We start from the raw sequence: 24,590 nt of genomic DNA, 5'->3' as shown, positions 1-24,590 counted from the left end.
TGCCGGCCACCTCGGCACCTGAGCGTCGATCGAATTGACGCTCACCATGCAGAGCATTCAGGCTGTTCATGCTGGCTGATCCCGGATAGGGTCCCCGCCAGTCGCTCAGCCAGGAGGTTCACCGTGCTCAGGAAGCGTGCGCTCCACGTCGTCGTCGGTCTGGTCACACTCTCGATCGCGGCAACCGGCTGCGGCCGGTCGACGAGCGGGCAGACCCCGCAGCCCGGCGCCGCCGCCTCCGTCGCCGCCGACGCCAAGGCCGCCGACCTGGTGCCCGCCGCCCTCAAGGAGAAGGGTGTCCTCCGGGTCGCCACCGCCGAGGGCTACCCGCCGATGGAGATGTACAAGGAGGGCACCCAGGAGCTGATCGGCGTCGACCCCGACCTGGCCGCGGCCATCGCCGGCCGGCTCGGCCTGAAGCTGGAGATGACCAACGCCAGCTTCCCCGGGCTCATCCCCGGTCTGCAGGCCGACCGCTGGGACCTGGCGATGTCCTCGATGAGCGACACCGAGGAGCGGCGCAAGGCCGTCGACTTCGTGGACTACTTCCAGGCCGGCGGCGCGATCATGGTGGCCAAGGGCAATCCCGCCGGCGTCAAGGACCTCGCCGACCTCTGCGGCCGGGCCGTCGTACTCGCCAAGGGCAGCTCCAACCTCGCCATCGGCGAGGGGCAGAACGCCAGGTGCGCGAAGAAGATGACCATCTCGCAGAGCGAGGACGCCCCCACCGGCCTGCTGCAGATCGACGCCGGACGGGCCGTCGCCACCATCGTCGACTACCCGGTGGCCAAGATGCTCGCCCAGGAGAGCGGCAAGTACGACGTGCTGGAGGCGCAGTACGAGGCCGGCCCGTGGGGCATCGCGATCGACAAGAAGGACAGCCAGCTGCGCGACGCGGTGCAGCGGGCGCTCCAGGAGCTGATCGACAGCGGCGAGTACACCAAGATCCTGGAGAAGTGGGGCGTGACCGGCAGCGCCGTCCAAGCGGCCACCGTCAACGACCAGAAGTGAGCACGCCGGTGGACCGTACGGTCGACAAGCAGGACACGGCCGGCGCGGGCCCGGCGCCCGACGGGCCCGACCTCGCGCAGCCGAACCGGATCAGCCACCCGCTCCGCCCGGGGCGGTGGCTGGCCGCCGGCGTGACCGCCCTGGTCCTGATCTGGTTCGGCTGGACCATCGCCGTCAACCCCAACCTGCACTGGGACATCGTCGTCGCCTACCAGTTCGACCGGGTCATCCTGGAGGGCCTCTGGGTCACCATCCAGCTGACGGTCGCGTCGATGCTGATCGGCGTGGTGCTCGGCGTGGTGGTGGCGCTGATGCAGACCTCCAGCAGCCGGATCCTGCGCACCGGCGCGATGGCCTACGTCTGGTTCTTCCGCGGCACCCCGCTGCTGGTGCAGCTGATCTTCTGGTTCAACATTGCGCTGATCTTCCCGGAGGTCGGCCTCGGCGTGCCGTTCGGCGGTCCGAAGCTGGTGACCTGGGAGACGAACGCCCTCGTCACCGGCTTCGTCGCGGCGCTGCTCGGGCTCAGCATCAACGAGGGCGCCTACATGAGCGAGATCGTCCGGGCCGGACTGCGGGCCGTCGATCCCGGCCAGCAGGAGGCCGCGGCCGCCCTGGGCATGTCCCGTTCGAAGATCATGCGACGGGTGGTGCTGCCGCAGGCGATGCGCATCATCGTCCCGCCCACCGGCAACCAGTTCATCTCCATGCTCAAGACCACCTCGCTGGTCTCGGTGATCGCCGGCGCCGACCTGCTGACCGTCGCCCAGCGGCTCTACCTGACCAACTTCGAGGTGATCGCCCTGCTCATCGTCGCGTCCATCTGGTACCTGGTCCTCACCACCGTCGCCAGCGTCGGCCAGCACTACCTGGAGCGCCGGTTCAGCCGCGGCTTCGGCACCACCGCCCCGGGCACGTTGCGCGGGCGGATCGGCCGCAACCTGCGCTTCAGCGGGAGCGCCCGATGACCGCGCCGATGGTGTGCTGCCAGCAGCTCCGCAAGAGCTTCGGCCGGATCGAGGTGCTGCGCGGCATCGACCTGGTCATCGAGCGGGGCCAGGTGGTCTGCGTGGTCGGCCCCTCCGGCTCCGGCAAGTCCACCCTGCTGCGCTGTCTCAACCACCTCGAGGAGCCCCAGGCAGGCCGGGTCCACGTCGACGGCGAACTGATCGGCTACGAGGAGCGCAACGGGCGGCTGCGACCGCTGCCGGATGCCCGGCTGCGGCGACAGCGCGAGTCGATCGGCATGGTGTTCCAACGGTTCCACCTCTTCCCGCACCGCACCGCCCTGGAGAACGTGATGGAGGGCCTGGTCGCCGTGAAGGGCGTCGGGACGGCGGAAGCCCGCCGGCAGGCCGGGGACCTGCTCGACCGGGTCGGGCTCGCCGACCGGGCACACCACTACCCGGCGCAGCTTTCCGGCGGGCAGCAGCAGCGGGTGGCCATCGCGCGGTCCCTGGCGATGTCACCGAAACTCATGCTCTTCGACGAGCCGACCTCGGCGCTCGACCCCGAACTGGTCGGCGAGGTGCTGGAGGTGATGAAGGACCTCGCGGCCAGCGGCATGACGATGGTGGTGGTGACCCACGAGATGGGGTTCGCCCGCGAGGTCGGCGACCACCTCGTGTTCATGGACGACGGCCTGATCATCGAGCAGGGCCCACCGCGGGAGGTGCTCGCCGCGCCGCGGCACGACCGGACCCGCGCCTTCCTCTCCAAGGTCCTCTGATGACCCGGCTGGACCTGCTGATCACCGGCGGCACCGTCGTCGACGGCACCGGCTCACCCGCCCGCACCGCCGACGTGGGCGTACGCGACGGCCGGCTCCTGCTGCTGCCGGCCGGCAGTGGCAGCGCCGCCGCCGACATGCTGGACGCCGACGGCCTGGTCGTCACCCCCGGCTTCATCGACGTGCACACCCACTCCGACCTGCTCGCCGGCCACGACGAGCAGCGGGAGGCGCTGCGGTTCGCACCGCTGCGCCAAGGGGTCACCACCGAGATCTGCGGCAACTGCGGCATCAGCCCCTTCCCGGTCCCGGCCCGGCCCGCGGAGACGGTGCGGGAGCTGGTCGGTGCGACGTTCGGCCCGCCCGCCGCGACGTACCCGTCCTTCGCGGAGTTCGCCGCGGCGCAGGGTGTCGGCCGCCGCAACCACCTCGCCGCCCTGGTGGGCCACGGCACGCTCCGCGCCGCCGTCGTCGGCTTCGCCCAGCGACGCGCCACCGCCGACGAGGTCCAGCGGATGTGCGACCTGCTCGACGAGGCGCTCACCGCCGGCGCGGCCGGGCTGTCCACCGGCCTGATCTACTCGCCCGGGGTCAACGCGGACACCGCCGAGGTGATCGCGCTCGCCCGGGTGGCCGCCGCACACGGGAAGCCGTACGTGACCCACCTGCGCGACGAGATGTCGCAGGTCGAGTCGGCGCTGGAGGAGGCGATCGAGATCGCCACCGCGGCCGGCGCGGCGTTGCAGGTCTCGCACCACAAGACGGCCGGGCGGCACGCCTGGGGGGCCACCGTGCGCACCCTGGCGCGGATCGAGCGGGCGCGGGCCGACGGCCTGGACGTCCGCTGCGACGTCTACCCGTACACAGCGGGCAGCACCGCCCTGCACGCCATGCTCCCACCCTGGGTCATCGCCGACGGCGTGCCGGCCATGCTCGCCGCCCTCGCCGACCCGGCCGTCCGCGACCGGATCCGCGCCGACCTGGCCGCCGGGCTGCCGGGCTGGGAGAACACCGTCGGCAACGGCGGCTGGGAGCTGATCCGGCTGGCGTCCGCCCCCACCAGCCCCGCCATCGAGGGGCACACCGTCGCCGACCTCGCCGCCGTCCGCGGCGTCGACCCCGTGGACTGCGCCTGCGACCTGCTCGCCGCCGAGGCGGGCAACGTGACGATCATCAGCCACTCGATGCGGGAGGACGACGTCCGGCGGGTGCTCGCCCACCCGCTGTCGATGGTCTGCTCCGACGGCGTGCCCAAGCCGGGCCGGCCCCACCCCCGCTGGGCGGGCAGCTTCGCCCGGGTGCTCGGCCACTACGTCCGCGACGTGGGGCTGTTGAGCCTCACCGAGGCGGTGCACAAGATGACCGGGATGCCCGCCCGGCGCTTCGGCCTGCGCGAGCGGGGCCTGCTCGCCGACGGGTACGCGGCGGACCTGGTGATCCTCGACCCGGCGGAAGTCAACGACGGGGCGACCTACGACGACCCGCTGGCGCCGCCGCGCGGGATCCGCCACGTGCTGGTCGACGGCCGGGTAGTCGTCGACGGCGACCGGGTCACCGACGCCCGGCCGGGGCGGGTGCTCGCCGTACCGGACCGCGAGCCCGCCCTGCGGGGACGGCCGTGACCGGCCCCGGCCCGGCGGCCCCGGTGCGGATCGGGGCGATGGTCCGGCGGCTGGACGACGGGCGCACCCTCTCGCTCGACCCGGACCTGGTCCTCCCGCTGGCCAGCGTCGGGAAGGTGCTGCTGCTCGGCGAGGTCGCCCGCCGCCTCGCCGCCGGGACCCTCACCGCCGAGCGGCCGGTCGACCTGCTCGACGACGACCGGGCACTGGGTGGAACCGGTCTGCTCGGTCTGCTCTCGCCGCGTCGCTGGACCGTCGCCGACCTCACCACCGCGGTCGCCGCGGTCAGCGACAACGCCGCCACGAACGCGCTGCTCAGGTTGGTGACCCTGGAGGCCGTGCAGCACCTGGCCCGCACCAGCGGCCTGCGCGCCACCACCGTGCACGACCGGATCCGGGCCACCCGCGGCCCCGACGTACCGCCGACCTTCGCCACCGGCACCGCCCACGACCTCTGCGCGTTCCTCGCCGACGTGGCGACCGGGACCTGGCGGAGCCGGCGGGCGTCGGAACTGCTGCACGGGTGGCTCGCCGGCAACACCGACCGCACGCTCGTCGCCGACACCATCCGGCACGACCCGTGGTCGACCGGCGGAGTCCGGGTGGCGAACAAGACCGGCACCGACACCGGCGTACGCGCCGACGCCGGCATCGTCGTCGGCCCGCACACCGTCGTCTACGCCGTGGTCGCGGCGTTCCCGCCCGGCGCGGAGCGGGCCGCGGTGGCGGAGCTGCGCCGGTGGGGTACGGCGGTCGACCGGCTCGCCGGCGACCAGCGCTCGGCCAACTCCTGACTGAGCCCGGCCGCGGCGTCGGTCAGCCGGTCGACGAAGCTGCCGACCACCGGATTCGGGTTGCCGGGACGCAGGGCGACCCCGATCTCCCGGTGCAGGTTGGCGTGGGTGAGCGGACGGACCGCCACCCCGCCCGGGTTGCGCAGTCCCAGCGACGGCACCAGCGCGACGCCGACGCCGGCCCGGACCAGGCCCAGCACCACCTCGTAGTGGTCGCTGCGACAGCGGATCCGGGGCTGGAACCCCTCGGCCCGGGCCGCCAGTTCCAGCACCGACACCTCGTCCCGCACGCCGAGGGTGGTGATCCACGGTTCGTCGGCCAGGTCGCTGAGCCGTAGCCGCCGCCGCCCGGCGAGCGGGTGGTGTGCCGGCAGCACGACCAGCTGCGGGTCCACCATCAGCGGGGAGACCGCCGGGGAGGACGCCTCCCGGACCGGGCTCAGCGGATGGTTGAACACCACCACGAGGTCCAGTTCACCCTGGTTGAGGCGGGGCAGCAGCTCCGGCGGCTGGCCCAGGATCAGGGCCAGCTCGACCTGGGGATGCTCGGCGGTGAAGCTCGACAGGGCGCGCGGCAGCAGCTCCGTGCCGGCGGTGGCGAAGAAGCCGATCCGCAGCACGCCCCGCCGGCCCTCCCCGTGCGCGGACAGCTCGTCGCGGGCCGCCGACATCAGATCGGCGATCTGCTGGGCGTAGTCGGCCAGCCGCTGGCCCGCCACCGTGAGCCGCAGGCTGCGCGGCCCCCGGTCCACCAGCGCCACGCCGGCTTCCTGCTCCAGGGTGGCGAGCTGGTGGGAGACCGCGGACGGGCTGAGCCGGAGCTGCTCGGCCGCGGCGACGATCGTGCCGTGCCGGGCGATCTCCAGCACGACCTGCAGGCGTGCCGTGTTGAACATGCGTGGACCGCCTTCCCTGCTCCCGCCGCCGGATCCCCGGCGGCTCCCCGGTGGGCCGCACCGGGATCGGAGGCGGCCGGGTCGTCGCCCCGGCGGCCCACCGAGGATACGCACGGTCACCGGCACCGGAGGTTGCCGGCCCGGTGGGGGACCGGCCGCGCCCGTCCGGCGCGGCCGGTCACCGCGTCACGGGCAGGGCCGTCCCGCGCAGACGTCGATGATCCTGCCGGTGAGCAGGAACGTCGCCTTCTGCTCCTGGGCACCGGGCTGGGCACGGGGGAACTCGTGCGAGTCCTCGCCGTACTCCGGCCCGGCCGGGGCGAGGTTGGTCGGCGGCGGCGCGTACGCCGCACCGCTGTTCCAGACCACCATCGCCGAGCCGGTGTACGGGTACGACCGGATCGGCTTGATCCCCCAGTACGGCCGCACGTCCAGCGACCACCCGTCGGCGAGGGCCGGGGTGTGCAGGCGGGCGCCGATGGTGCGCGCCTGCACCTCGGCCGCGGCGGGGGAGACCTGCTGGTCGCCGAAGGCGACGTGCATCAGCACCTGGTGCGCCGGGGTGCGCGGCAACGGGTTGCCCGTCATGTGCTGGGCGTACCCGTTGGCCTCGGCGCGGTCCCACAACATCTGCAGCAGCGCGAAGATCAGCTGCTGGTCGACCTTGTCCGGGTACGACCCGTCCATGATCGACTGGAAGGGGGCGAAGTCCACACTGCGCTGCAGCAGGGTGGAGTAGTTCATCGCCGGCACGCCGAGCACCGACCGGGTCCAGTCCTGGGCGATGGCGGTGAGCGCGCCGCCGTTGATGCCGCCCTGGCTGTTGCCGTCGTAGTGCAGCCCGCCCGCCACGTCGATCAGCGGCCGGCCGGCGGCGTCCTGGAACGCCGGGTCGGCGGCGAACCCGCCCGGGTGGATCATCGCCCGGCCCAGGAAGAGGAAGTTCAGGAAGCTCTGCTGCAGCCGGTCGGCCACCGCGGGAAAGGCGCTGAGGTCGGTGAAGGCGCCGGCCACGTACGGGACATCGGCGGCGGCCATCCCGATCCAACTGGTGGCGCAGAAGGTGAAGTCGTACTCCGCCGACATGGTCTTGACGTTGCCGGCGTTGATCTCGGTCGGCCGGCCGAGCAGACCGTGGCCGTAGAGCGAGAGGTGGGCCGGGTCGGCTGCGGAGGCGCCGCGCGGGATGTTGCAGACGAAGTCCGCCCGCAGCGTCGCGCCGGACGGGGTGGGCCGGGCGTACGTCGTGGGTGGCGTCCCGTCGCCGCCGGCCGGCCCGTAGTGCAGCCGCGAGCCGGGCCCGCCGTCGCCGGTCAGATAGGACGGCACCTCGACGGTGCCGGTCACCTGCCGGGCGATCCGCGCGTCCTGCTGCTCCGAATAGTCGGTCACCTGCGCGACGGTGAACGACGGCGCCGCCGCGCCCAGGGTGGCGAACGCCCCGTCGCGGACCGCCAGCATCCGTCCGGTCAGCCCCTGCCGGCTGGCCACCGTGAAGTCCCAGGCGAGATGCAGACTGTGCCGCTTCACGCCGACCCGGGTCAGTTCGGCGAGGATCCGCTTGACCTGCGGGGTGCGGCGGTCCCGCGGGCCGAGGCCGGCGCCGGTGACGTACGAGCGGAACCCGGCCGGCGCCGGGATCAGCTCGCCGTTCCGGTCGCGCATGCCGCGCAGCGCCACGACGTACCGGGTGCCCTCGCTGAGCGCCACCGCCGGGCGGATGATGAGCAGTTGCCGGTCGGGCCGACCGGTGGCGTGCGCGTCCAGCTCCGCCCAGTACGGGGTGCGCTTCCCGGTGGCCGTGTCGAGCAGCACGATCGGCGCGTCCGGCGCCAGCGACCGGCCGATGTCGGTGACCGGGGCGATCCCGGTGGCCGCGGCGTCGAGGCCGGGCACGTGCACCAGGATCGGCGAGCCGGGGCTGAACCCGTCCTGCCGGTTCCATTCGGTCGGGTCGATCGGGGTGCCCTGCACGGTGGCCGGCATCGCGGCGGCCGTGAACCGCACCCGTCTGCCGGTGGGGCTGGCGGGATCGGGGACGGTGAAGTAGTCGTTGGGGAACGGCAGCAGGCAGGCCGTCGGGTCGATCGGGTCGCAGGCGCCGTGCGCGGCCGGATGCCGCGCGGGCGGTTCGGCGGCGGCGGCGGTGCCGAGCAGTACGGCACCGACCGTCACCACCACCGACACGGCGAGACGGAGCCGTCTGGGGGTGGTCACACGCATCTCCTTCGACGGTGGCCGCAGTGGCCGGAGCCACGCCAGCCGACGCTGGTGGGAGGAGCCGGGGGTGGGGCGTGGGTCCTTCCTACGCCGATCAAGGAGTCTCGGCAAGGGGCCGGCCGGCACGGCCCGACGGCGGACCAGAAGCGTCACCGCACGGCGGTCAGCGGCGGCCGGGCCGGCTCGCCGGGTGCCGACCGGCCGCTCCCGCGGTACGGCAGCAGCAACGGCGTGGCCAGCAGCAGCGCGCCGGCGAGCCCGATCGCGACGCGGGAACCGGTGGCCGCGGCCAGCACGCCCCACAGCGCGGTCAGCGCCGCGATCGCCCCGGTGCCGGTGACCCGCCAGGCGACCAGCACGCGGGCGATCCGGTCGGCCGGCACCCGCTGGAGCCGCTCGGTGGCGAACAGCGGGTTGAACACGCCCACGCAGGTGATCAGCGCCAACTCGACCGAGATCACCAGCACCACACCGGCCGTGCCCGGTACGACGAGGGCCAGGCCGACCGGCCACAGTGCGCGCAGCACGCCGGAGACCAGCAGGACCCGGCGTCGCCCGTGGCGGGCCGCCAGTCGCGGGGCGAGCTGGGCGCCGACGAACCCGCCGACGCACGGCAGCCCGAACGCCAGGCCGTACTGCCAGGCGGCCCAGCCCAGGTCCCCCAGGAGCAGCACGGCCAGCAGCGGCTCGGTCGCCATGATCAGCGCGTTGACGGTCACCGTGTTCAGCAACAGCCGGCGCAGCTCACGGTCGGCGAGGATGAACCGCCATCCGGCCAGCAGGTCGTCGCGGCGCGGCCGACCCGCGGCGGCACCACGACCGGCCGGCCGTGGCGGCCGGTTCGCGGCCCGGCGCGGTTCGCGGTCCCGGATCATGCCGATGCCGAGCGCGGAGAGCAGGAACCCGGCCGCGTTGGCGACCACCGTGACGACGGGCCCCAGCAGGGTGACGGCCGCACCGCCCAGGGGCGGCCCCAGGGCGGTGGCCGTCCAGAGGGTCGACTCGAACCGCCCGTTGGCCACCAGCAGCTGGCCGGGACGCACGATCGACTTCAGGTAGGCGCCGCTGGCGGCGGTGAAGGCGATGTTCGCCGCCGCCCCGACCACCGAGACGATCAGCAGGTGGAGGTAGCTGAGCAGGCCGAGCCAGAACGCGATCGGGACGCTCAGCAGGGCCGCGCACCGGACGACGTTGGTGACGATCATGACCGCCGGTTTGCGCCGGCGGTCGAGCCACGGGCCGAGGGGGAGCGCCAGCAGCGCACCCACCGCCAGCCCGGCCGCGGCGAGGGCGGAGACCGCGGCCGGCCCGACGTCGAGCACCTGGATCGCCAGCAGCGGAAACGCGCCGAACCCCAACCAGGTGCCCACGGTGCTCGCCGCGTACGCCGACCACAACCAGCCGAACGAGCGTCCCAGCCGCTGCCGCCCCACGCCACATCCCCCCGTCACGACCGGTCGTCGACGGCGAGGATTCGACCAGGCCGGGGTCCGTGGGATCCAACAACCGCCGGGTGGGCGAGCCACAACCAACGCTTGTGCGTCCGTACCATCCGCCGGTGGACATCGACGCCGTACGCACCTTCCTCGCGGTCGCCGACGCGGGGCAGTTCCAGGAAGCCGCCGTCGACCTGCGGATCACCCAGCAGGCGGTCTCCAAGCGGGTGGCCAACCTGGAACGCGGCCTCGGGGTCACCCTGTTCATCCGCACCGCTCGCGGCGTCCGGCTGACCGTCGACGGGCAGGCGTTCCTCCCGCACGCCCGCGAGCTGCTCCGCGCCGCCGAACGGGCCGCCGCCTCGGTCCGGCCCGGTGACCGCGCGCTGCGGGTGGACGTCCTGAACCGGCGCAGCGCCCCGGCCGAGGCCCTGCACCGCTTCTACCGCGCCCACCCGGGGATCGACCTGGACGTGGTCACGCTCCCGGACGCCAACGTGGAGGCGGCCATCGAGGCGGTCCACGCCGGGGAGATCGACGCGAGCTTCCGAGCCGTGCCGCTACCCGCCCGCGAGCTGCCCGACGGCATCCTGGTCGAACGGGTCCTCGACGACCCGCTGCAACTGCTCGTCGGCGCGGTCCACCCGCTCGCCGCCGCCGCGACCCTCACCCCGGACGACCTGGCCGGGCACCGGATCTGGATCCCGGGCATCCGGCCGGGCGCCGAGTGGGCCGTCTACTACGACGAGCTGACCGAGGCGTTCGACCTGCGGATCGACGCGATCGGCCCGAACTTCGGCAGCGCGGCGCTGCTCGACGCGATCGCCGACGCCGCCGACCTGGCGACCCTCGTGGGCTCCGGTGACCGGCACAGCTGGCCGGCCACCCAGGACCTGCGCCGGATCCCGCTGCGCGGCCCGACGCCGATCTACCCGCACTCTTTCGTGCACCGCGCCGACAACCGGCACCCCACCCTCACCGCGCTCCGCCGGCACCTGGTGGCGACCCGGCCGGCCCGGCCGCCCGACAGCTGGGAGCCGCGCTGGGCCTGCCGGCGGTAGCGGGACCGGTCACTCGAGGGCCGCGAGCAGGTCGAGGACGTCGGCGGGCCGGCGGGCCACCAGCGGCACGTCCGCGCCGCCGGCGGCGGTGACGCCCCAGCGGGCGTGCACCGCCACCGCTCCCGCCGCCTCCGCGCAGGCGAGGTCGACCGCCGCGTCGCCGACGTACGCGGTCTCGGCGACGTCGACGTCGAGCCGGCGACAGGCCAGCCGCAGCCCGTCCGGCGCGGGCTTCGGTGCGGCGACGTCGTCACCGCAGACCACGACCGGGAACAGCCGGTCGAGCCCGGTACCGGCCAGCACCAGGGCCGTGGTCCGGCGCAGGGCGGCGGTGAAGATGCCGAGCCGGCAGCCGGCCCGACGGAGGTCGTCGGCCAGGTCGAACACGCCGGGAAACGGTCGTATGTCGGCGACCGCGGCCTGGAACCGGCGGTGGAAACACTCGACGTCCGAGTCGGTGACGGGCCGTCGCAGGAAGTGGGCCAGCACCACCGGGGTGTGGCCGATGTGCCAGGTGGCGACGACGGTGGCCGGCGAGACGTCCGGCCCGCCGAGGGCGCGGATCGTCTCGACGTAGACGGCCGGAGCGATCGTCATCGTGTCGACCAGCGTGCCGTCGAGGTCGAACACGACAGCGGCCGGGGCGACGCGGGGCGGCCGGGTCACGCCCGGTTCCGGCAACGGCGGTACGGGGGCGCTGCCACCATCGCGTGTCCAGCCATGCCCCAGAGCCTGCCGGACGTCGGGCCGGCGCCGGCCGGCGGGGGTGGTCGGCGTCGGCGCCGACCTCCACCACCACGGTCGGGTCCACCCGCACGTACGGCGGTGGCTCCGGTCGAGTATCGGCGCGCTGACCAGCCGCGAAACTCAGATCATGCGTCGTAGCGCGGTCTCCACGGCATCGATCAGCGGATCACCTTCGGTCCGTGGGTGCCGGGCGAGACCGAGCTCGACGTCCGGCAGGGTGGGCAGGGCGTCTGCGTCATGGCAGGCCATGGCCGGTTCGAGGTTCGCGGGCATGAGCGCCGCGACGCCGAGCCCGGCCCGTACCGCGGCGAGCACACCGAGCAGGCTGTTGCTTTCGAACGCCACCCGCCAGCGCCGATCGGCACGTTCGAGCGTTTCCAGCACTGACGTACGCCAGAAGCACGGGTCCGAGAACAGCACCACCGGCAGTGGATCGGCAGCGACGTCCACACCCTGGCCGATCGCCCAGACCAGCGGGCGGCGTACCGTCCAGCGCGGCGGCCCGGGAACGTACGCCGCCTCGTCGAGCACGAGTTGGACGCGGCCCGCCTCGTATGCCTCCCGCATCGCGGCGTTGGAAAAGGTGAGCACCTCCAGCGTCGCGTCGGGGTGCAGCCCGGCGAGGTCGGCGAGGGCCTGTGGAAGCTGGGACGCGGCGAGGTCTTCGAGCAACCCGACGCCGCAGCGGCCGGTGAGCGCGCGCCTGGTTTCGGTCAGTGCCTGTGCGGACAGCGAAAGAATGCGTTCGGCGTACGGCAGGAGCTGCTCACCCGCCCGGGTCGGCGAGACGCCGGACGGCGACCGGTAGAGCAGCGGACGGCCGACGGCGCTCTCGAGTTTGCGCAACTGCTGGCTGAGCGCGGGCTGGGTATGGCCGATCGCGGTCGCGGCGCGGCTGATGCTGCCCGCCCGCACGGCGGTGACGAATGACCGCAGCAACGCGGCCTCAAGATCCCTTGCCATAAGCATTCATTATGTCAGACCCAAGAAGCTAACCACTTCCTATGGGCTCTCGGAGGACCTAGCGTCCCGCAGGTGACCAGATACCGACAGGTGCTCGCCGTGCCAGGGATGGCACCGCTGCTGGGCGTTTCGCTGCTCGCCCGTGCCGCGATCACGGCTGACGTGATGGCGCTGACCATGTATGTCGTACTGGGCCTGGACATGGGCTACGCGGCAGCGGGTGGTGTCGCGGCGGCTCTGACCGCCGGGCTGGCGCTGGGCGGGCCGCTGCTTGGCCGCATGATCGACCGGCGGGGCCTGCGCGCTGTGCTGCTGGTAACTGTCGTACTGCAGGTCGTGTTCTGGCTGAGCGTGCCGACCCTGCCGTACGGGATCCTGCTGGCCGCCGCCTTCGCGGCGGGTCTGCTGATGGTGCCGGCCCAGTCGGTGACCAGGCAGGCGATCGCCGCGATGACGACGGCGGGACAGCGCCGGGCCGCGTTCGCGCTGGAATCGGTGCAGGGCGAGCTGTCGTACATCGTGGGCCCGGCGGTGGTGATCGTGTGTGCGGCGAAGATGTCCCCCGGTGTGGTGGCGTGGGGGGTCGGTGCCGCGATCGCGGCCGGCGGAGTCGGGATCGCTCTGCTCAACCCGCCGCTGCGTGCCGAGGACGAGGCGGATGCCGGCGCGGCCGGACGGCCCCCGCGCCGGGAGTGGCTGGGCGCCCGCATGATCGCCGTACTGACGATGGCGTTCGGTGCCACGACGCTGCTCAGCGGCGTCGACCTCGCCATCGTCGCCACGCTCAGAGAAGCAGGTCAGGTGTCCTGGGCCGCCGTGGTCGTGGCCGTGTTCGGCGTGGCCTCCGTCGCCGGCGGGCTGATCTATGGCGCGCTGCCCCGGCCGCTGCCCACGTGGCTGCTGCTCGGCCTGCTCGGCCTCGTGACGATTCCCGCCGGGCTCGCCCGCGACTGGCCCTGGTTGTGCGTGGCCGTTGTCGGCGCGGGGTTTTTCACCGCGCCGACCCTCTCCGCGGTGGCCGACGCGGTGAGCCGACTGGCGCCGGCCAGCGTGCGGGGTGAGGCGACGGGTCTGCAATCCTCGGCGCTGAGCGCGGGTTTCGCGCTCGGATCCCCGCTCGTCGGGCTGGCGATCGACGTCTCCGTGCCAGCGGGCGGATTCGCGGCGGCTGGGCTGGCCGGCCTCGCCGCCGCGCTGACTGGATGCCTGCTGTCCCGCCGCTCGCCCGCCCGAACGCGGGTGATCCTGCATCCGGTCAGTCGGTGACGCCGTTAGGGAGCTGTTGGGACCGGAGCGGCGGCCGGGGCGGATGTCCCCGGCCGTGAGTGCGACCGGTCGTCGGCGCCGACCCGGTGGCGCGACACCACCGACCTGTCACCCAAAGTGGCGATCTTGGTGAGCCCCGTCACCGGGTCCGCCAGTGCCAGCAGGGCCGTCCGGTTGCGGGCCGACTGCCGGGTTTACCGACCGTGATGGCTACAGCATGGCCACAACCGCCCGACTTGATCTAGGTGCGGCTCGTCCGATCAGGTAGCGTCCCCTGGCACACCGTCTTTGCACCAACACGGGCCGCCGGTCGTACGCGGCCGAAATCGGGGAGGGACACCGCAGTGACGTTCCACAGCGCAGTCCGCAAGGCTGGCTTGATCGCGGCGATCGCCGCCCTCGCCGTGAGCGCGGGATGCGCCAAGAAGGATGAGGGCGAGGTCCAGGCGAGCGGGGTCAAGCTCATCGAAGGGGGCAAGCTCACCGTCTGCACCCACCTGCCGTACGCGCCGTTCCAGTCGAAGGACGCCGGCGGCAAGGTGGTCGGGTTCGACGTCGACGTGATGGACCTCGTCGCCAAGGAACTGGGCGTCGAGCAGAAGATCGTCGACACGCCGTTCGAGGGGATCAAGTCCGGCCAGGACCTGAACACCGGCAAGTGTGACGCGGCCGCCGCCGGCATGACGATCACCGAGGAGCGGCAGAAGGTGATGGACTTCTCCGACCCCTACTTCGACGCCACCCAGGCGCTGCTGGTGAAGACCGGTAAGGCGTACAAGTCGCTCGACGACCTCAAGGGCAAGAAGCTCGGCGTCCAGGCGGCCACCACCGGCCGCGACTACGCCAAGAAGTTCGAGGCGGAGAAGGGCCTGCAGCTCGTCGAGTTCGAGGACCTCGCCGCGCTGCAGCAGGCGCTCGCCAACGGCCAGGTCGAGGCCGCCATCAACGACCTGCCGGTCTGGACCGAGTACATCAGGGAGAACCCGGGCGGGTTCGAGGTGACGGCCGAGTTCGACACCGGCGAGCAGTACGGCTTCTCGGTGAAGAAGGACGGCAACCCGGAGCTGCTCAAGAAGATCAACGAGACGCTGGCCAAGGCCAAGCAGGATGGCTCGTACGACAAGATCTACGAGAAGTGGATCGGCAAGCAGCCGGCCAAGTGATCGGAACTCGTGGCAGGAGGGCGCGCGCCCGGCGCGCGCCCTCCCCGTGGGCAAGGAGCATCGAACGGTGAAGCTGCGACGCCGCCAACGAGAGCGGCTGTCCCTCTGGCTGCAGTACCTGGCCTTCGTCGCCGTCGTCGCCGCGGTGATCTACGCCGCCGACTGGGGCAGGCTGAAGGAGGCCTTCTTCCGCGTCGACATCATCGAGTCGATGTTCCCGACGATCATCACCGTCGCGCTGCGGAACACGATCCTCTACACGCTCGGTGCGTTCGCCTTCGGCCTGGTGTTCGGCACCATCCTCGCGCTGATGCGGCTGTCCCGGGTGGCGCCGTACCGCTGGGTGGCCACGGGGTACATCGAACTCTTCCGCGGTCTGCCCGCGCTGCTGGTCCTGTTCCTGGTCGGGTACGGCATCCCCATCGCCTTCCCGGACCGGGAGATCCCGGGCGGGGTGTTCGGGTCGATCGCGATCGGTCTCGGGTTGACCGCCGCCGCGTACATGGCCGAGACCATCCGCGCCGGCATCCAGGCCGTGCCGAAGGGGCAGATGGAGGCGGCCCGCACCCTCGGCATGTCGCACTTCACCGCGATGCGCACCATCGTCATCCCGCAGGCGTTCCGGATCGTGATCCCGCCGCTGACCAACGAGCTCATCCTGCTCACCAAGGACTCGTCGCTCGCCTACGTGCTCGGCGTGACGGCGTCGACCATCGAGATCACCAAGTTCGGTCGGGACACGCTGAACGACCGGGTGAACGCCACGCCGCTGCTGGTGGCCGGCTTCACCTACCTGATCATCACCCTGCCCCTGTCCCAGGTGGTACGACGCCTCGAACTCCGCTACGCCAAGGCTCGGTGACCCACATGACGACTACTGAAGCCCGACCCGCCGTCGAGATCCGCGACCTGCACAAGTCCTTCGGCCCGATCGAAGTGCTCAAGGGCATCGACTTCGAGGTCGGCCACGGCGAGGTGGTCTGCGTCATCGGGCCGTCCGGATCCGGCAAGTCGACCCTGCTGCGCTGCGTCAACCTGCTCGAGGAGCCGACCGCCGGCAAGATCTGGGTGAACGGGATCGAGATGACCGACCCGGACGTCGAGATCGACGCGGTCCGCCGCGGCATCGGCATGGTCTTCCAGTCGTTCAACCTGTTCCCGCACCTGACCGTGCTGGACAACCTCACCGTCGCCCAGCGCAAGGTGCTCCGGCGCGGCCGGGCGGAGGCCGAGCGGATCGCCCGGGAGAACCTGGAGCGGGTCGGCCTGACCGACAAGGCCACCGCGTTCCCCGCGCAGCTCTCCGGCGGGCAGCAGCAGCGGGTGGCGATCGCCCGGTCGCTGTCGATGGACCCCAAGCTGATGCTCTTCGACGAGCCGACCTCCGCGCTGGACCCGGAACTCGTCGGCGACGTGCTCACCGTCATGCGCAAGCTGGCCGAGGACGGCATGACGATGATGGTGGTCACCCACGAGATGGCGTTCGCCCGCGACGTGGCCGACCGGGTCGTCTTCATGGACGGCGGCGTGGTGGTCGAGCAGGGACCGCCGCAGGAGGTGCTCGGCGCGCCCCGGCACGAGCGGACCCGCTCGTTCCTCTCCCGGGTCCTCGACCCGACCCACGTCGCGCAGCTCGGTCAGCCCGACCAGTCCGCGCAGCCGGCGCAGCCGCCGGGCCTGCCGGCCGACGACCGCCACAACCTGTAGCCACCGCTGCTCCCGCGATCAGCGACGGTGTCGACGGCTGGATGATGCCGAGGTAGCCGCGGGATAGCGGCCGAGGGCGTCTCGTCGTGGCCGACCCGCCACTGTACGTCGCGCTCCGCGCGCCCACCGGCGAACCCGGGACGAGGGTCAGGGGGACCATCGCTGCCGCCGCGCGACCGCGCACGGCGGTGACCGTCATGAGGCTGGCCGCAAACCGTCATCGTTTCGTCGTGTTGGCCGCGGTCTGCGCAGGGTAGTGCAGGGGGATCAGCCGCTACGGACGGAGCAGCTCATGCCACGCGACACGACGGTGCCGCCGGTCAGGACCGGCGACCGCGGGCGCGCGGCGTACCCCGTCTGCTCCGTCGGCCCGGCGGTGCGCCCACGCACCCCCGACCGCGGCGTGCCCGTGGCGGCCGCACAGCCGGCCACCGCCACGCCGCAGCGACCCGAGGAGCTCAGCGTGACCTACCCCTGGTTCTTCCCCCACGAATTCCCGTCGCTGTTCCAGCCCGGACCCACCTCCGAGGACGCCCGGCTGGCCTACCGTCTGCTCGAACGGATGCAGCAGGACCCGCTGCTCAGGCACGAACGGATCTGCATCGAGGTGCAGAACCGGGTGGTGATCCTGGATGGCGTGGTCAGTTCAGCCGAGGCCAGCGCCGCCGCCCACGACCGCGCCTGGAGCACCCCCGGCGTGCACGACGTCAACAACCGGCTGCGCGCCTCGGCGGACTGACCGCCGGCCGCGGCGCGGTGCGACAGGGCGACCGGTCGGTCCGGTGCTCCGGACCCCGGACGGGCCCGGCGGGATGACCGGTGCTCCCCGAAGTTCCGGCACCCCGTCGAGCCGGCCGGAGCAAGGCCGTCGAGCAGGGGCTTTGCCGCGCCCGGGGCCGGGTAGCGCGGTAGTTCGACCGGGGCCGCGGCCCCGCTGTCGGGCGCCGACGCCGTTCCTGGTGATGGAGTTCGTCGCCATCATCCTCACCGCCGGGGGCGTCAAGGTGGTCGGCCCCGGCGTACCGGCTCAGACCACGCCGGGGCGCTGCGTCTCCGAGCTTCGGTTATCAGGTCGCGCGACGGGTATCGGCAGGCCGGCGCATCCCTGCCGCAAACACTGCCGAGCGAGGTCTGGAGAAGCCATGAAGAACTATGTCCGGTTCGGTGTCGTCATCGCGGTGAGCCTGGTCGTGATGTTTCTCCTGACCCTCGCGCAGGTCCGCCGGTTCGGTGACTTCTATCTGAACCTGAGCAACTTCTACATGTCGCTGATCATGGTGGCGGCAATGGGCGTCATCATGCTGGCCGTGATGTACCCGATGTTCTCGAACAAGCGCCTGAACGTCGCACTGTACGTCGCGTTCGCCGCGGTCCTTCTCGGCGGCTTCGCCGCGGTCCGGACCGAACCCTTCGTGGGAAATGAGGCGTTCCTCCGTTCGATGATCCCGCACCACTCCCGTGCGGTGCTCGTCTGCGAGGAGTCCGACATCACCGACCCGGAGATCGTGGCGCTCTGCGAGCAGATCGTACGGTCGCAGGAAGAGGAGATCGCGCAGATGAAGAGGATCCTGCGCGACCGCTACTGAGGGTCGTCCCGGGCGGCGCGTGGATGGCGATGTCCGCCACCCGCCGGCGGACCGGACTTGTCACGCGACTGTCACAGACCCGCGTGGTGGCCGCAGATCCGGCCGGGCAGGGTGGTGGCCGACCGGGTCCCGGACGGGCAGGAAGGACAGCACGATGAGCGTCGTCCCGGACGACCAGCTGATGGCGTTGATCTGCGACACCTGTGGCCACACCGTCACGGTGACCGCCTGCGTGCCGCCCGACGCCGAGATCGTCTGGACGCTGGTCGCCGAGCACGGCTGGAGCGGATCACCGTTCGCGACCGGACCCCACCGGTGTCCGTACTGCAGCCTGCTGCCGCCCGCCGGTGGCGGTCACGCTCCCTGCCGGGACCACGGCCCGGGCGGGATCGTCGGCATCGACCACGTCGACGGCGCCACCGTCGTCGCCGCCACCGGCGACATCGACCTCGACAGCGGCGACACCCTCCGCGCCGCCCTGGGACACGCCGCCGACATGGGCGGGCACGTGGTGGTCGACCTCAGCCAGGTGCACGTCATCGACTCCACCGGGTTGGGTGTGCTCGTCCGCGCCCACCGCGACGCCCGCGACCGAGGCGTCATGCTGTGCCTCGCCGGCCCGTCCCGGTTCGTCCGCACCGTCCTGCACACCATGCGCCTGGACGGTGTCTTCCCGATCTTCGACAGCCGCGACGACGCCCTCGCCCACCTGTCCGCGACCGGGGCGACCGCGGCAGCTCGCGAGCCCGCCCACCCGACGCCCGACCTCGCGTGACGGTGACCGCCGTCCCGGCGGTGTCCGGCCTGCCCAGGGGCGGTCGCCGGCATCGACGGGTGAGGCGACGCACCTGCCGGTGGCGCGGCGGCCACCGTGGGGAAGGTGAGGTCGGCGCGGCCCGCCGGCGATAGGGTCTGGTCCTATGCGGACGAAGCCGGAGCTGAGCGCGACGATCCGCCGGGAACGGCGGGCGGTGCTCGTGGTCAACGCCCACTCCCGGCGGGGCCGGCGGCTCTACGAGGGCGCCCGGGCGCGGCTCGCGGCGGCCGGCTTCACGCTCCTCGGCGCGTACCCGGTCGACCGGCCGGGCGAGCTGGAGCAGACCCTCACCGCGGCCGCCGACCTCGGGGCGGACCTCCTGGTCGCCGGCGGCGGCGACGGCACCATAGGCACCGCCGCCCGGCTGCTCGCCCACCGCGACATCGCGCTCGGCCTGCTGCCGCTGGGCACCACCAACAACTTCGCCCGCACCGTGGGCATCCCGCTCGACCTCGACGCGGCGGTCGAGGTGCTCGCCACCGGCAAGGTGATCGACGTCGACCTCGGCCTGGTGGGCGACATGCGGTTCACCAACCACGTCGGCATCGGCCTCTCCGCCGACGTGATGCTCCGGACGCCGCCGCGGCTGAAGCGGGCCACCGGCCGGCTCGCGTACCCGCTCACCGCGCTGGCGCTGCTGACCCGGCACCGGCCGCTGCGGGCCACCGTCCGCGCCGAGGGGCGGGAGCGCGAGTTCGTCACCCACCAGCTCTACGTGGCCAACGGCGGCTTCCACGCCGGCCGGCCGATCACCGCCGACGCGGACGCCGACGACCGGCTGCTGGTCGGCTACCCGGTGGGCGGCGCCACCCGTCGCGAGCTGCTGCGCGACACGGCCCGCAACGCCGCCACCGGGCATCGCCGCACGCTGCGCGAGGAGCCCTTCCTCGCCGTACGCCAGCTGTGGCTGGAGACCGACCGGCCGGCACCGGTCGAGGTCGACGGCGAGTTGTACGGCGAGACCCCGATCCGGATCGGCCTGGACCCCAACGCGCTGCGCATCATGGCCCCCGCCGACAGCCCGGACCGCTAGGACCGGCCCGCCGGTTCCGGGGGACGGTTCGAGGGCCGCTCGGGCCTACGCCGGGGCGCTCTCGCGCCCTGGCTGTGCCTCCTGGTCGGCGCCGGACCGGGGGCCGACCGCCGCCGGCCGGGGTGCGGTCGCGGGCGTCGTCCGGCGTCGCCAGAGCCGCACGTCGCGGGCGCGGATCATCTCCCGCAGCCGGTTCGACCAGGAGACGAGCAGCAGCGCCAGCAGTCCCGCCCCGACGGCCCAGGCGAGCAGATCGAAGCCGGTCCGCGCGGCCGGCAGGGCGACGCCCAGCGCGACTGTCGAGACGCCCGGGAAGATCAGCCCCATCGCTACGGCCTGGGCGAGGTGCCCGTCGTGCTTGCGCTTCCAGTAGAACGACTCCCAGCCGAAGATCGTCCTGTTCCCGGTGTACTGGGCGATCGCCGGGCTGAGGACCTGCTCGATGTACTCACCGGCGATGCGGATGTCCCGGTACTGCGAGGCGACGTTGAGACCCAGCGCCGCGCTGATGAGCGGCAGGAGGAGCAGCAGCCGCAGGTCGGCCTTCTCGGCGAGGATGAAACCGGCGACCGCCGCGACGACCGTCAGGTGCAGTCCGATGACGTTCTGGTTGTGGTTCGCCTTGCGTTCGATGGTGCTCCGGATCGCCGCCGCGTCGGCCAGCGCGGCGGTCAGGGCCCGGTCCTGCATCTCCTCCGTCATGGCGTCCCCTCCACGCGCGTCCCCTCCGGTCTATCAGGCATGGTCAATGCCACAGCCGTCGGGCTCAGCGGCGCAGCCGGATCTCGGTCGGCTCGCGGTCGCTGCGCAGTCCCTTCCAGGAGGGGTGGCGCAGCCGGTTGTCCGGGGTCCAGGACCGGAAGGTGACGTCACCGACCAGCACCGGCTCGACCCAGACGGCGTGCCGGGCGTGTTCGCGCGGCACCGGGGATTCGAACGGCGAGTCCGGTCGGCGCAGCGGGTCCAGGCGTTGCCGCAGGTCGCGCAGCGCGGTCTGGGTGAAGCCGGTGCCGACGTGGCCGATGAAGGTCAGCTTGTCGGCCTGGTCGTACATGCCGAGCAGCAGCGAGCCGATGGTGCCGGCGCGCCGGCCCGCACCGGGCTGGTAGCCGCCCACGATGACCTCGACGGTGTCGTTGAGGGGCACCTTCACCCAGGCCGGCGAGCGGCGGCCCGGCTGGTACGGCGAGCCCGACTGCTTGGCGACGACCCCTTCCAGGCCCAGGTCGGCGGCGGCCGTGGCCAGGTCACGGCCGGCGTCCCCGGTCCAGTAGGGCGGCGTGTCGACGCTCTGCCCGCTGAGGTCCAGCTCCTGCAGCGCGGCGCGGCGCTCGGTGTACGGCAGCGAGGTCAGGTCCCGACCGTCGAGGTGCAGCAGGTCGAACAGGTACATCCGGACGGGGGTGCCGCCGACCAGGGCGGCGGACGGCGTCCGGACGTGCATGCGGCGCTGCAGCGCGGCGAAGCTGGGCCGGCCCTTGCCGTCCAGCGCCACGATCTCCCCGTCCAGCACCGCGCGCCGGCCGGGTAGCAGCCGCGCCAGCTCGCCCAGTTCCGGGTACGCCCGGGTGACGTCGCGATCGTTGCGGCTGAGCAGCCGCACCCCGTCGGCGACGTACGCGATCGCGCGGACGCCGTCCCACTTGAACTCGTATCCCCACCCCGAGTCGCCGGGCAGCGCGCCGCTGGTGGCGAGCATCGGCGGCACGAGGGCCGGCATCCTGGCGCTCACGCCCCGATCATCACCAACCCGAGGCACCGGCACCTGGCCTTCGGGCAATCCGGCCGTCGAACCCTGGCCGCCTGAGCCCGTGCCCGGGAACCCGGACCGTCCGACCGGTGTCCTGACTACGGGACGAGTCAGTTCCGCCGGACGTCCACCGGGAAGGTGACGAGATGGGTTCACGGGCCAGGTCGGTGCTGGCAACGGTGGTCCTGCTGGCGGCGTGCACGCCCACGGACGGGTCGGCCACGTCGGCCCCCGGCGCGCCGGCCACGACCCCGTCGAGCGCGGCGGCCACAGCCAGGTCGAGCGCGCCACCCGCGACCGGCTGCGGCTCGCGGGTGGAGACCGGCCCGCTGCCCGACTGGGCGGATGCCGGGTTCCACGGGGAGCCCCGGATCGCGCACGTCTTCGGCACGAAGGGCGAGATCGTCGCGGTGCTGTTCGGTCATCCGCTGCGGCAGCCCCGGACGGACGGCTCCAACAACAAGATCCTCTGGGTCTCCCGCCCGGCGACGACCTCACCCGACCCGACGTCCTCGCCGGCGCTGGCCATCACCGCGACGCTGCACGGCACCGACACCCGGGTGACCCGGGAGGTGACCGGCGGCCCGGGCCCGTCGATCATCGACCTGCCGCAGCCCGGCTGTTGGCACCTCGACCTGCGCTGGTCCGGGCGCACCGACACGATGGACCTCGTCTACGCCGAGGGCTGACGCCGTAGCCGGCCCGGTCATCGCGAGCGGCGGCCGGCTGGTGCCGGCTCGGACCGCGGCCCCCACCGGTCAGCGGCGGGGACCTCGGTCCGGTGCCGGTCAGGCCGGCAACTCGACCAGGGCGAGGTTGCGGTCCACCGCCGTCCACGCCGTGCGGGCTCCCGGGACCGGCTCGATCCGGGGAACGGTGTACCAGTTGGTGCCGATGCCGCTGTACAGCGGCTCCGCCGCGGCCAGCCCCGGTCCCAGCCGGTAGATGGTGTCGCCGAAGTTCGTCGCGGCGTAGACGTGGCCGTGGTGCGCGACGATCTCGCCGTACCCGCTGAGTTTGCCGGAGTGCAGCACCGTGCGGGTGGTGAGGTCGTACGCGATCCAGGTGCCGCTGGTGCGCTTGTACGACGCGTAGAGCACGCCGTTGAACACCTCGACGTGCTGCATGCTCGGCTGGCCGGGCAGCGGTGCGAACCGGTCGACCACCTCGCGGCGGCGGATGTCGAAGACCGCCACCTGGGAGGTCGGCTCGGTGGGCGGGATCCCGTTGCCGCCCCAGGTGTCGCCGGCTATGTACGCCAGGTCGCCGTCCAGCGCGATGGCGTTCAGCGCCTGGTTCGGCAGGATGTCCAGGCGTACCTCCATCCGGCCGGTCGCCGGGTCCAGCAGCGTGAGCGCGCCCTGCAGATTGCCGTACCGCGGGGCCGAGGCGATCAGGACGAGGCCGGACGGCTTGTGGTGCACCACGTCCCAGGGCCGCTGCTGGTTGTGGCCGATCGGGCCGAAGCTGCGCACCCGGCCGGTCCGCGGGTCCAGCTCGATCACCTCGCCGCTCGGGTACAGGGCGCTGATCATCCGGTCCCGCCAGGCGACGATGTCCTTCGCCTCGCCGGCGACCGGGTACCGGCGGCTGACGCCACGCGCGGGCTCGTGCACGGTGATCGCGAAGTGCCCGCCGACGTAGACCGAGCCGTCCGGGGCGGCGCACATCGACTGGAGCAGCTCCGGCCCGGCCGCCCGGGGGTCGTCGGTCAGGTCGTGCTGTTCCACCGTGTCCCCGCCGGGGGCCAGGATGGACACCCGGCCACTGCCGTTGGCGGCGAAGACGGTGCCGTCGGCGAGCTCCACCACGCCGCGTCCCTCGTCGCCAGCCGGACCCTGGGCGATCGTCACCAGCCGGTCGCCCTCCCGGCGCAGGATCGATCCGGTCAGCCGGCCGAGGGCGAGCAGCCCGCCGTCGCCGGTGACGCTCAGCGAGTCGACCAGGTACTCCCCGTCGGCGGGCACCTCGACGTGGCCGGAACCGTCGCGGGCGATGTCGTGCACCCCGAACGCGGACGCGGCGTAGACCCGGCCGCCGGCCGCTGCCAGCGCGCCGAGCCCCGCGTCCAGCGGGGTGCCGGCGGGCATGATGTCGACCTTCTCGCCGGTGCCGCGGTCGATCCGGACGATGTGGGCGGGAATCGTGCCGGCGTAGACGTAGCGCTCGTCGGCGGCCAGCAGCCGGGCGTACTGCGACCCGGGGTACGCGCGCCCGAGGTTGGTCAGCGTCCCGGTCGCCGGCTGCAGCGACCAGACCTCGCCACGGGGATAGGTGCCGAAGTAGACCACGCCGTCCGGCGCGGTGGTGGCGGCGAACACGATCGTGCCCGACGGGCCGATGGTGCCGAGCCGCCGGGCGGTCCGGGTCGCCGGGTCGTACTCGACGACGTCGCCGAAGGAGTACGTGCCGATGTACACCTTTCCGCCGGAGACGGTGCAGGCCCAGGCGCCGTCGCCGCGCTCCAGCGGCACCACGTCGGTCACCGCGCGGGACGCGATGTCGTACGTGACCACCTTCGGCGGCGTCTGCCCCCGGGTGACGAAGTATCCGGTGGTGCCGTCCACCGCCATGCCGACGATCGCCGCGCTCAGCGAGGCCGGGCCGTACCGCCCCGGCTGGCGCGGGCCGTCCGCGGCGGCCGGCAGTTCGCCGAGCACCGCGCCACCCACTGCGGACAGTGCCGTGAGCTGGATGAGGTTACGCCGATTCAGCTGGGTCATGGGCAAGCTCCTCTTCGGTGAGGCCGGGGGAGTGGCGGTCGAGACGCCGTCGCCCGCCGGGTTGTC

23 protein-coding genes are annotated in these 24,590 nt (G+C 72.9%); 15 read left to right on the top strand and 8 right to left on the bottom strand.

What is annotated here, in order from left to right; translation table 11 throughout:
- Positions 1-123 precede the first annotated feature (123 nt).
- Genes FHX32_RS29010 through FHX32_RS28990 form a run of 5 tightly spaced genes read left to right on the top strand, consistent with a single transcriptional unit; the run spans position 124 to position 5,156 of the window.
- On the top strand, positions 124-1,011 hold the full coding sequence (locus FHX32_RS29010) for an ABC transporter substrate-binding protein (protein WP_208419465.1): 888 nt from the start codon (positions 124-126) through the stop codon (positions 1,009-1,011).
- The gene (locus FHX32_RS29005) at positions 1,008-1,979 is read left to right on the top strand and encodes an amino acid ABC transporter permease (protein WP_208419464.1); all 972 of its coding nucleotides are present in this window, start codon (positions 1,008-1,010) and stop codon (positions 1,977-1,979) included. Before FHX32_RS29010 ends, FHX32_RS29005 begins: the two co-directional genes overlap by 4 nt.
- Positions 1,976-2,740: an amino acid ABC transporter ATP-binding protein gene (locus FHX32_RS29000; protein ID WP_486481389.1), complete on the top strand. Its 765-nt coding sequence runs from the start codon at positions 1,976-1,978 to the stop codon at positions 2,738-2,740. The genes FHX32_RS29005 and FHX32_RS29000 overlap by 4 nt, the downstream gene beginning before the upstream one ends.
- Positions 2,740-4,362 carry a D-aminoacylase gene (locus FHX32_RS28995; protein ID WP_167190255.1) on the top strand — a complete coding sequence of 541 codons (1,623 nt, stop codon included), beginning with the start codon at positions 2,740-2,742 and terminating at the stop codon, positions 4,360-4,362. The genes FHX32_RS29000 and FHX32_RS28995 overlap by 1 nt, the downstream gene beginning before the upstream one ends.
- Positions 4,359-5,156, top strand: a complete 798-nt coding sequence (locus FHX32_RS28990; RefSeq protein ID WP_167190253.1) for a serine hydrolase — start codon at positions 4,359-4,361, stop codon at positions 5,154-5,156. Before FHX32_RS28995 ends, FHX32_RS28990 begins: the two co-directional genes overlap by 4 nt.
- Here FHX32_RS28990 and FHX32_RS28985 read toward each other — a convergent pair.
- The 3 genes from FHX32_RS28985 to FHX32_RS28975 all read right to left on the bottom strand — a co-directional run bounded on the left by FHX32_RS28985 (position 5,039) and on the right by FHX32_RS28975 (position 9,705).
- Positions 5,039-6,052 carry a LysR family transcriptional regulator gene (locus FHX32_RS28985; RefSeq protein ID WP_167190249.1) on the bottom strand — a complete coding sequence of 338 codons (1,014 nt, stop codon included), beginning with the start codon at positions 6,050-6,052 and terminating at the stop codon, positions 5,039-5,041. The genes FHX32_RS28990 and FHX32_RS28985 overlap by 118 nt on opposite strands.
- A 186-nt stretch (positions 6,053-6,238) precedes the next feature.
- Positions 6,239-8,275, bottom strand: coding sequence for a hypothetical protein (locus FHX32_RS28980; protein ID WP_208419463.1), 2,037 nt, complete (start codon positions 8,273-8,275; stop codon positions 6,239-6,241).
- Positions 8,276-8,421: 146 nt separating this feature from the next.
- Positions 8,422-9,705 carry an MFS transporter gene (locus FHX32_RS28975; RefSeq protein ID WP_167190244.1) on the bottom strand — a complete coding sequence of 428 codons (1,284 nt, stop codon included), beginning with the start codon at positions 9,703-9,705 and terminating at the stop codon, positions 8,422-8,424.
- Between the two features lie 125 nt (positions 9,706-9,830).
- Between FHX32_RS28975 and FHX32_RS28970 the strand changes: the two genes are divergently transcribed.
- Positions 9,831-10,769 (top strand): LysR family transcriptional regulator, encoded by a 939-nt coding sequence (locus FHX32_RS28970; protein ID WP_167190241.1) that lies wholly within the window; start codon positions 9,831-9,833, stop codon positions 10,767-10,769.
- A 9-nt stretch (positions 10,770-10,778) separates the two neighbouring features.
- On the opposite strand, the gene FHX32_RS28965 is transcribed toward FHX32_RS28970, so the two are convergent.
- Positions 10,779-11,435, bottom strand: coding sequence for an HAD family hydrolase (locus FHX32_RS28965; RefSeq protein ID WP_208419462.1), 657 nt, complete (start codon positions 11,433-11,435; stop codon positions 10,779-10,781).
- Positions 11,436-11,636: 201 nt separating this feature from the next.
- On the bottom strand, positions 11,637-12,479 hold the full coding sequence (locus FHX32_RS28960) for a LysR family transcriptional regulator (protein ID WP_167190237.1): 843 nt from the start codon (positions 12,477-12,479) through the stop codon (positions 11,637-11,639).
- 108 nt (positions 12,480-12,587) lie between these two features.
- On the opposite strand from FHX32_RS28960, the gene FHX32_RS28955 reads away from it, so the two are divergent.
- The 8 genes from FHX32_RS28955 (at position 12,588) to FHX32_RS28920 (ending at position 20,051) form a co-directional block, all read left to right on the top strand.
- Positions 12,588-13,745, top strand: coding sequence for an MFS transporter (locus FHX32_RS28955; RefSeq protein ID WP_167190236.1), 1,158 nt, complete (start codon positions 12,588-12,590; stop codon positions 13,743-13,745).
- A 344-nt stretch (positions 13,746-14,089) separates the two neighbouring features.
- Positions 14,090-14,908, top strand: coding sequence for a basic amino acid ABC transporter substrate-binding protein (locus tag FHX32_RS28950; RefSeq protein ID WP_167190233.1), 819 nt, complete (start codon positions 14,090-14,092; stop codon positions 14,906-14,908).
- Between the two features lie 67 nt (positions 14,909-14,975).
- Positions 14,976-15,770 (top strand): amino acid ABC transporter permease, encoded by a 795-nt coding sequence (locus FHX32_RS28945; RefSeq protein WP_167190230.1) that lies wholly within the window; start codon positions 14,976-14,978, stop codon positions 15,768-15,770.
- Positions 15,771-15,775: 5 nt separating this feature from the next.
- The gene (locus FHX32_RS28940) at positions 15,776-16,615 is read left to right on the top strand and encodes an amino acid ABC transporter ATP-binding protein (protein WP_167190227.1); all 840 of its coding nucleotides are present in this window, start codon (positions 15,776-15,778) and stop codon (positions 16,613-16,615) included.
- 292 nt (positions 16,616-16,907) lie between these two features.
- The gene (locus FHX32_RS28935; RefSeq protein ID WP_167190224.1) at positions 16,908-17,354 is read left to right on the top strand and encodes a BON domain-containing protein; all 447 of its coding nucleotides are present in this window, start codon (positions 16,908-16,910) and stop codon (positions 17,352-17,354) included.
- Positions 17,355-17,577: 223 nt separating this feature from the next.
- Positions 17,578-18,201 carry a DUF305 domain-containing protein gene (locus FHX32_RS28930; protein ID WP_486481421.1) on the top strand — a complete coding sequence of 208 codons (624 nt, stop codon included), beginning with the start codon at positions 17,578-17,580 and terminating at the stop codon, positions 18,199-18,201.
- Positions 18,202-18,355: 154 nt separating this feature from the next.
- Positions 18,356-18,976 carry an STAS domain-containing protein gene (locus FHX32_RS28925; RefSeq protein ID WP_167190221.1) on the top strand — a complete coding sequence of 207 codons (621 nt, stop codon included), beginning with the start codon at positions 18,356-18,358 and terminating at the stop codon, positions 18,974-18,976.
- Positions 18,977-19,121: 145 nt separating this feature from the next.
- Complete coding sequence (locus tag FHX32_RS28920; RefSeq protein WP_167190218.1) at positions 19,122-20,051, top strand: YegS/Rv2252/BmrU family lipid kinase; 930 nt, start codon at positions 19,122-19,124, stop codon at positions 20,049-20,051.
- A gap of 45 nt (positions 20,052-20,096) precedes the next feature.
- Here FHX32_RS28920 and FHX32_RS28915 read toward each other — a convergent pair whose 3' ends face one another.
- Complete coding sequence (locus FHX32_RS28915) at positions 20,097-20,753, bottom strand: hypothetical protein (RefSeq protein WP_167190216.1); 657 nt, start codon at positions 20,751-20,753, stop codon at positions 20,097-20,099.
- Between the two features lie 64 nt (positions 20,754-20,817).
- Positions 20,818-21,783, bottom strand: coding sequence for a non-homologous end-joining DNA ligase (ligD, locus tag FHX32_RS28910; RefSeq protein WP_486481388.1), 966 nt, complete (start codon positions 21,781-21,783; stop codon positions 20,818-20,820).
- 164 nt (positions 21,784-21,947) lie between these two features.
- Here ligD and FHX32_RS28905 point away from each other — a divergent pair, with 164 nt between their 5' ends.
- On the top strand, positions 21,948-22,490 hold the full coding sequence (locus FHX32_RS28905) for a hypothetical protein (protein ID WP_167190213.1): 543 nt from the start codon (positions 21,948-21,950) through the stop codon (positions 22,488-22,490).
- 99 nt (positions 22,491-22,589) lie between these two features.
- Here the strand turns inward: FHX32_RS28905 and FHX32_RS28900 are convergent, their stop codons facing one another.
- Entirely contained in the window at positions 22,590-24,524 is a 1,935-nt protein-coding gene (locus tag FHX32_RS28900) for an outer membrane protein assembly factor BamB family protein (protein WP_167190210.1), read from the bottom strand.
- Positions 24,525-24,590 lie beyond the last annotated feature (66 nt).

The organism is Micromonospora sp. CNZ280 (genome assembly GCF_011759515.1).
This window is presented reverse-complemented; position numbering and strand designations above follow the sequence as displayed.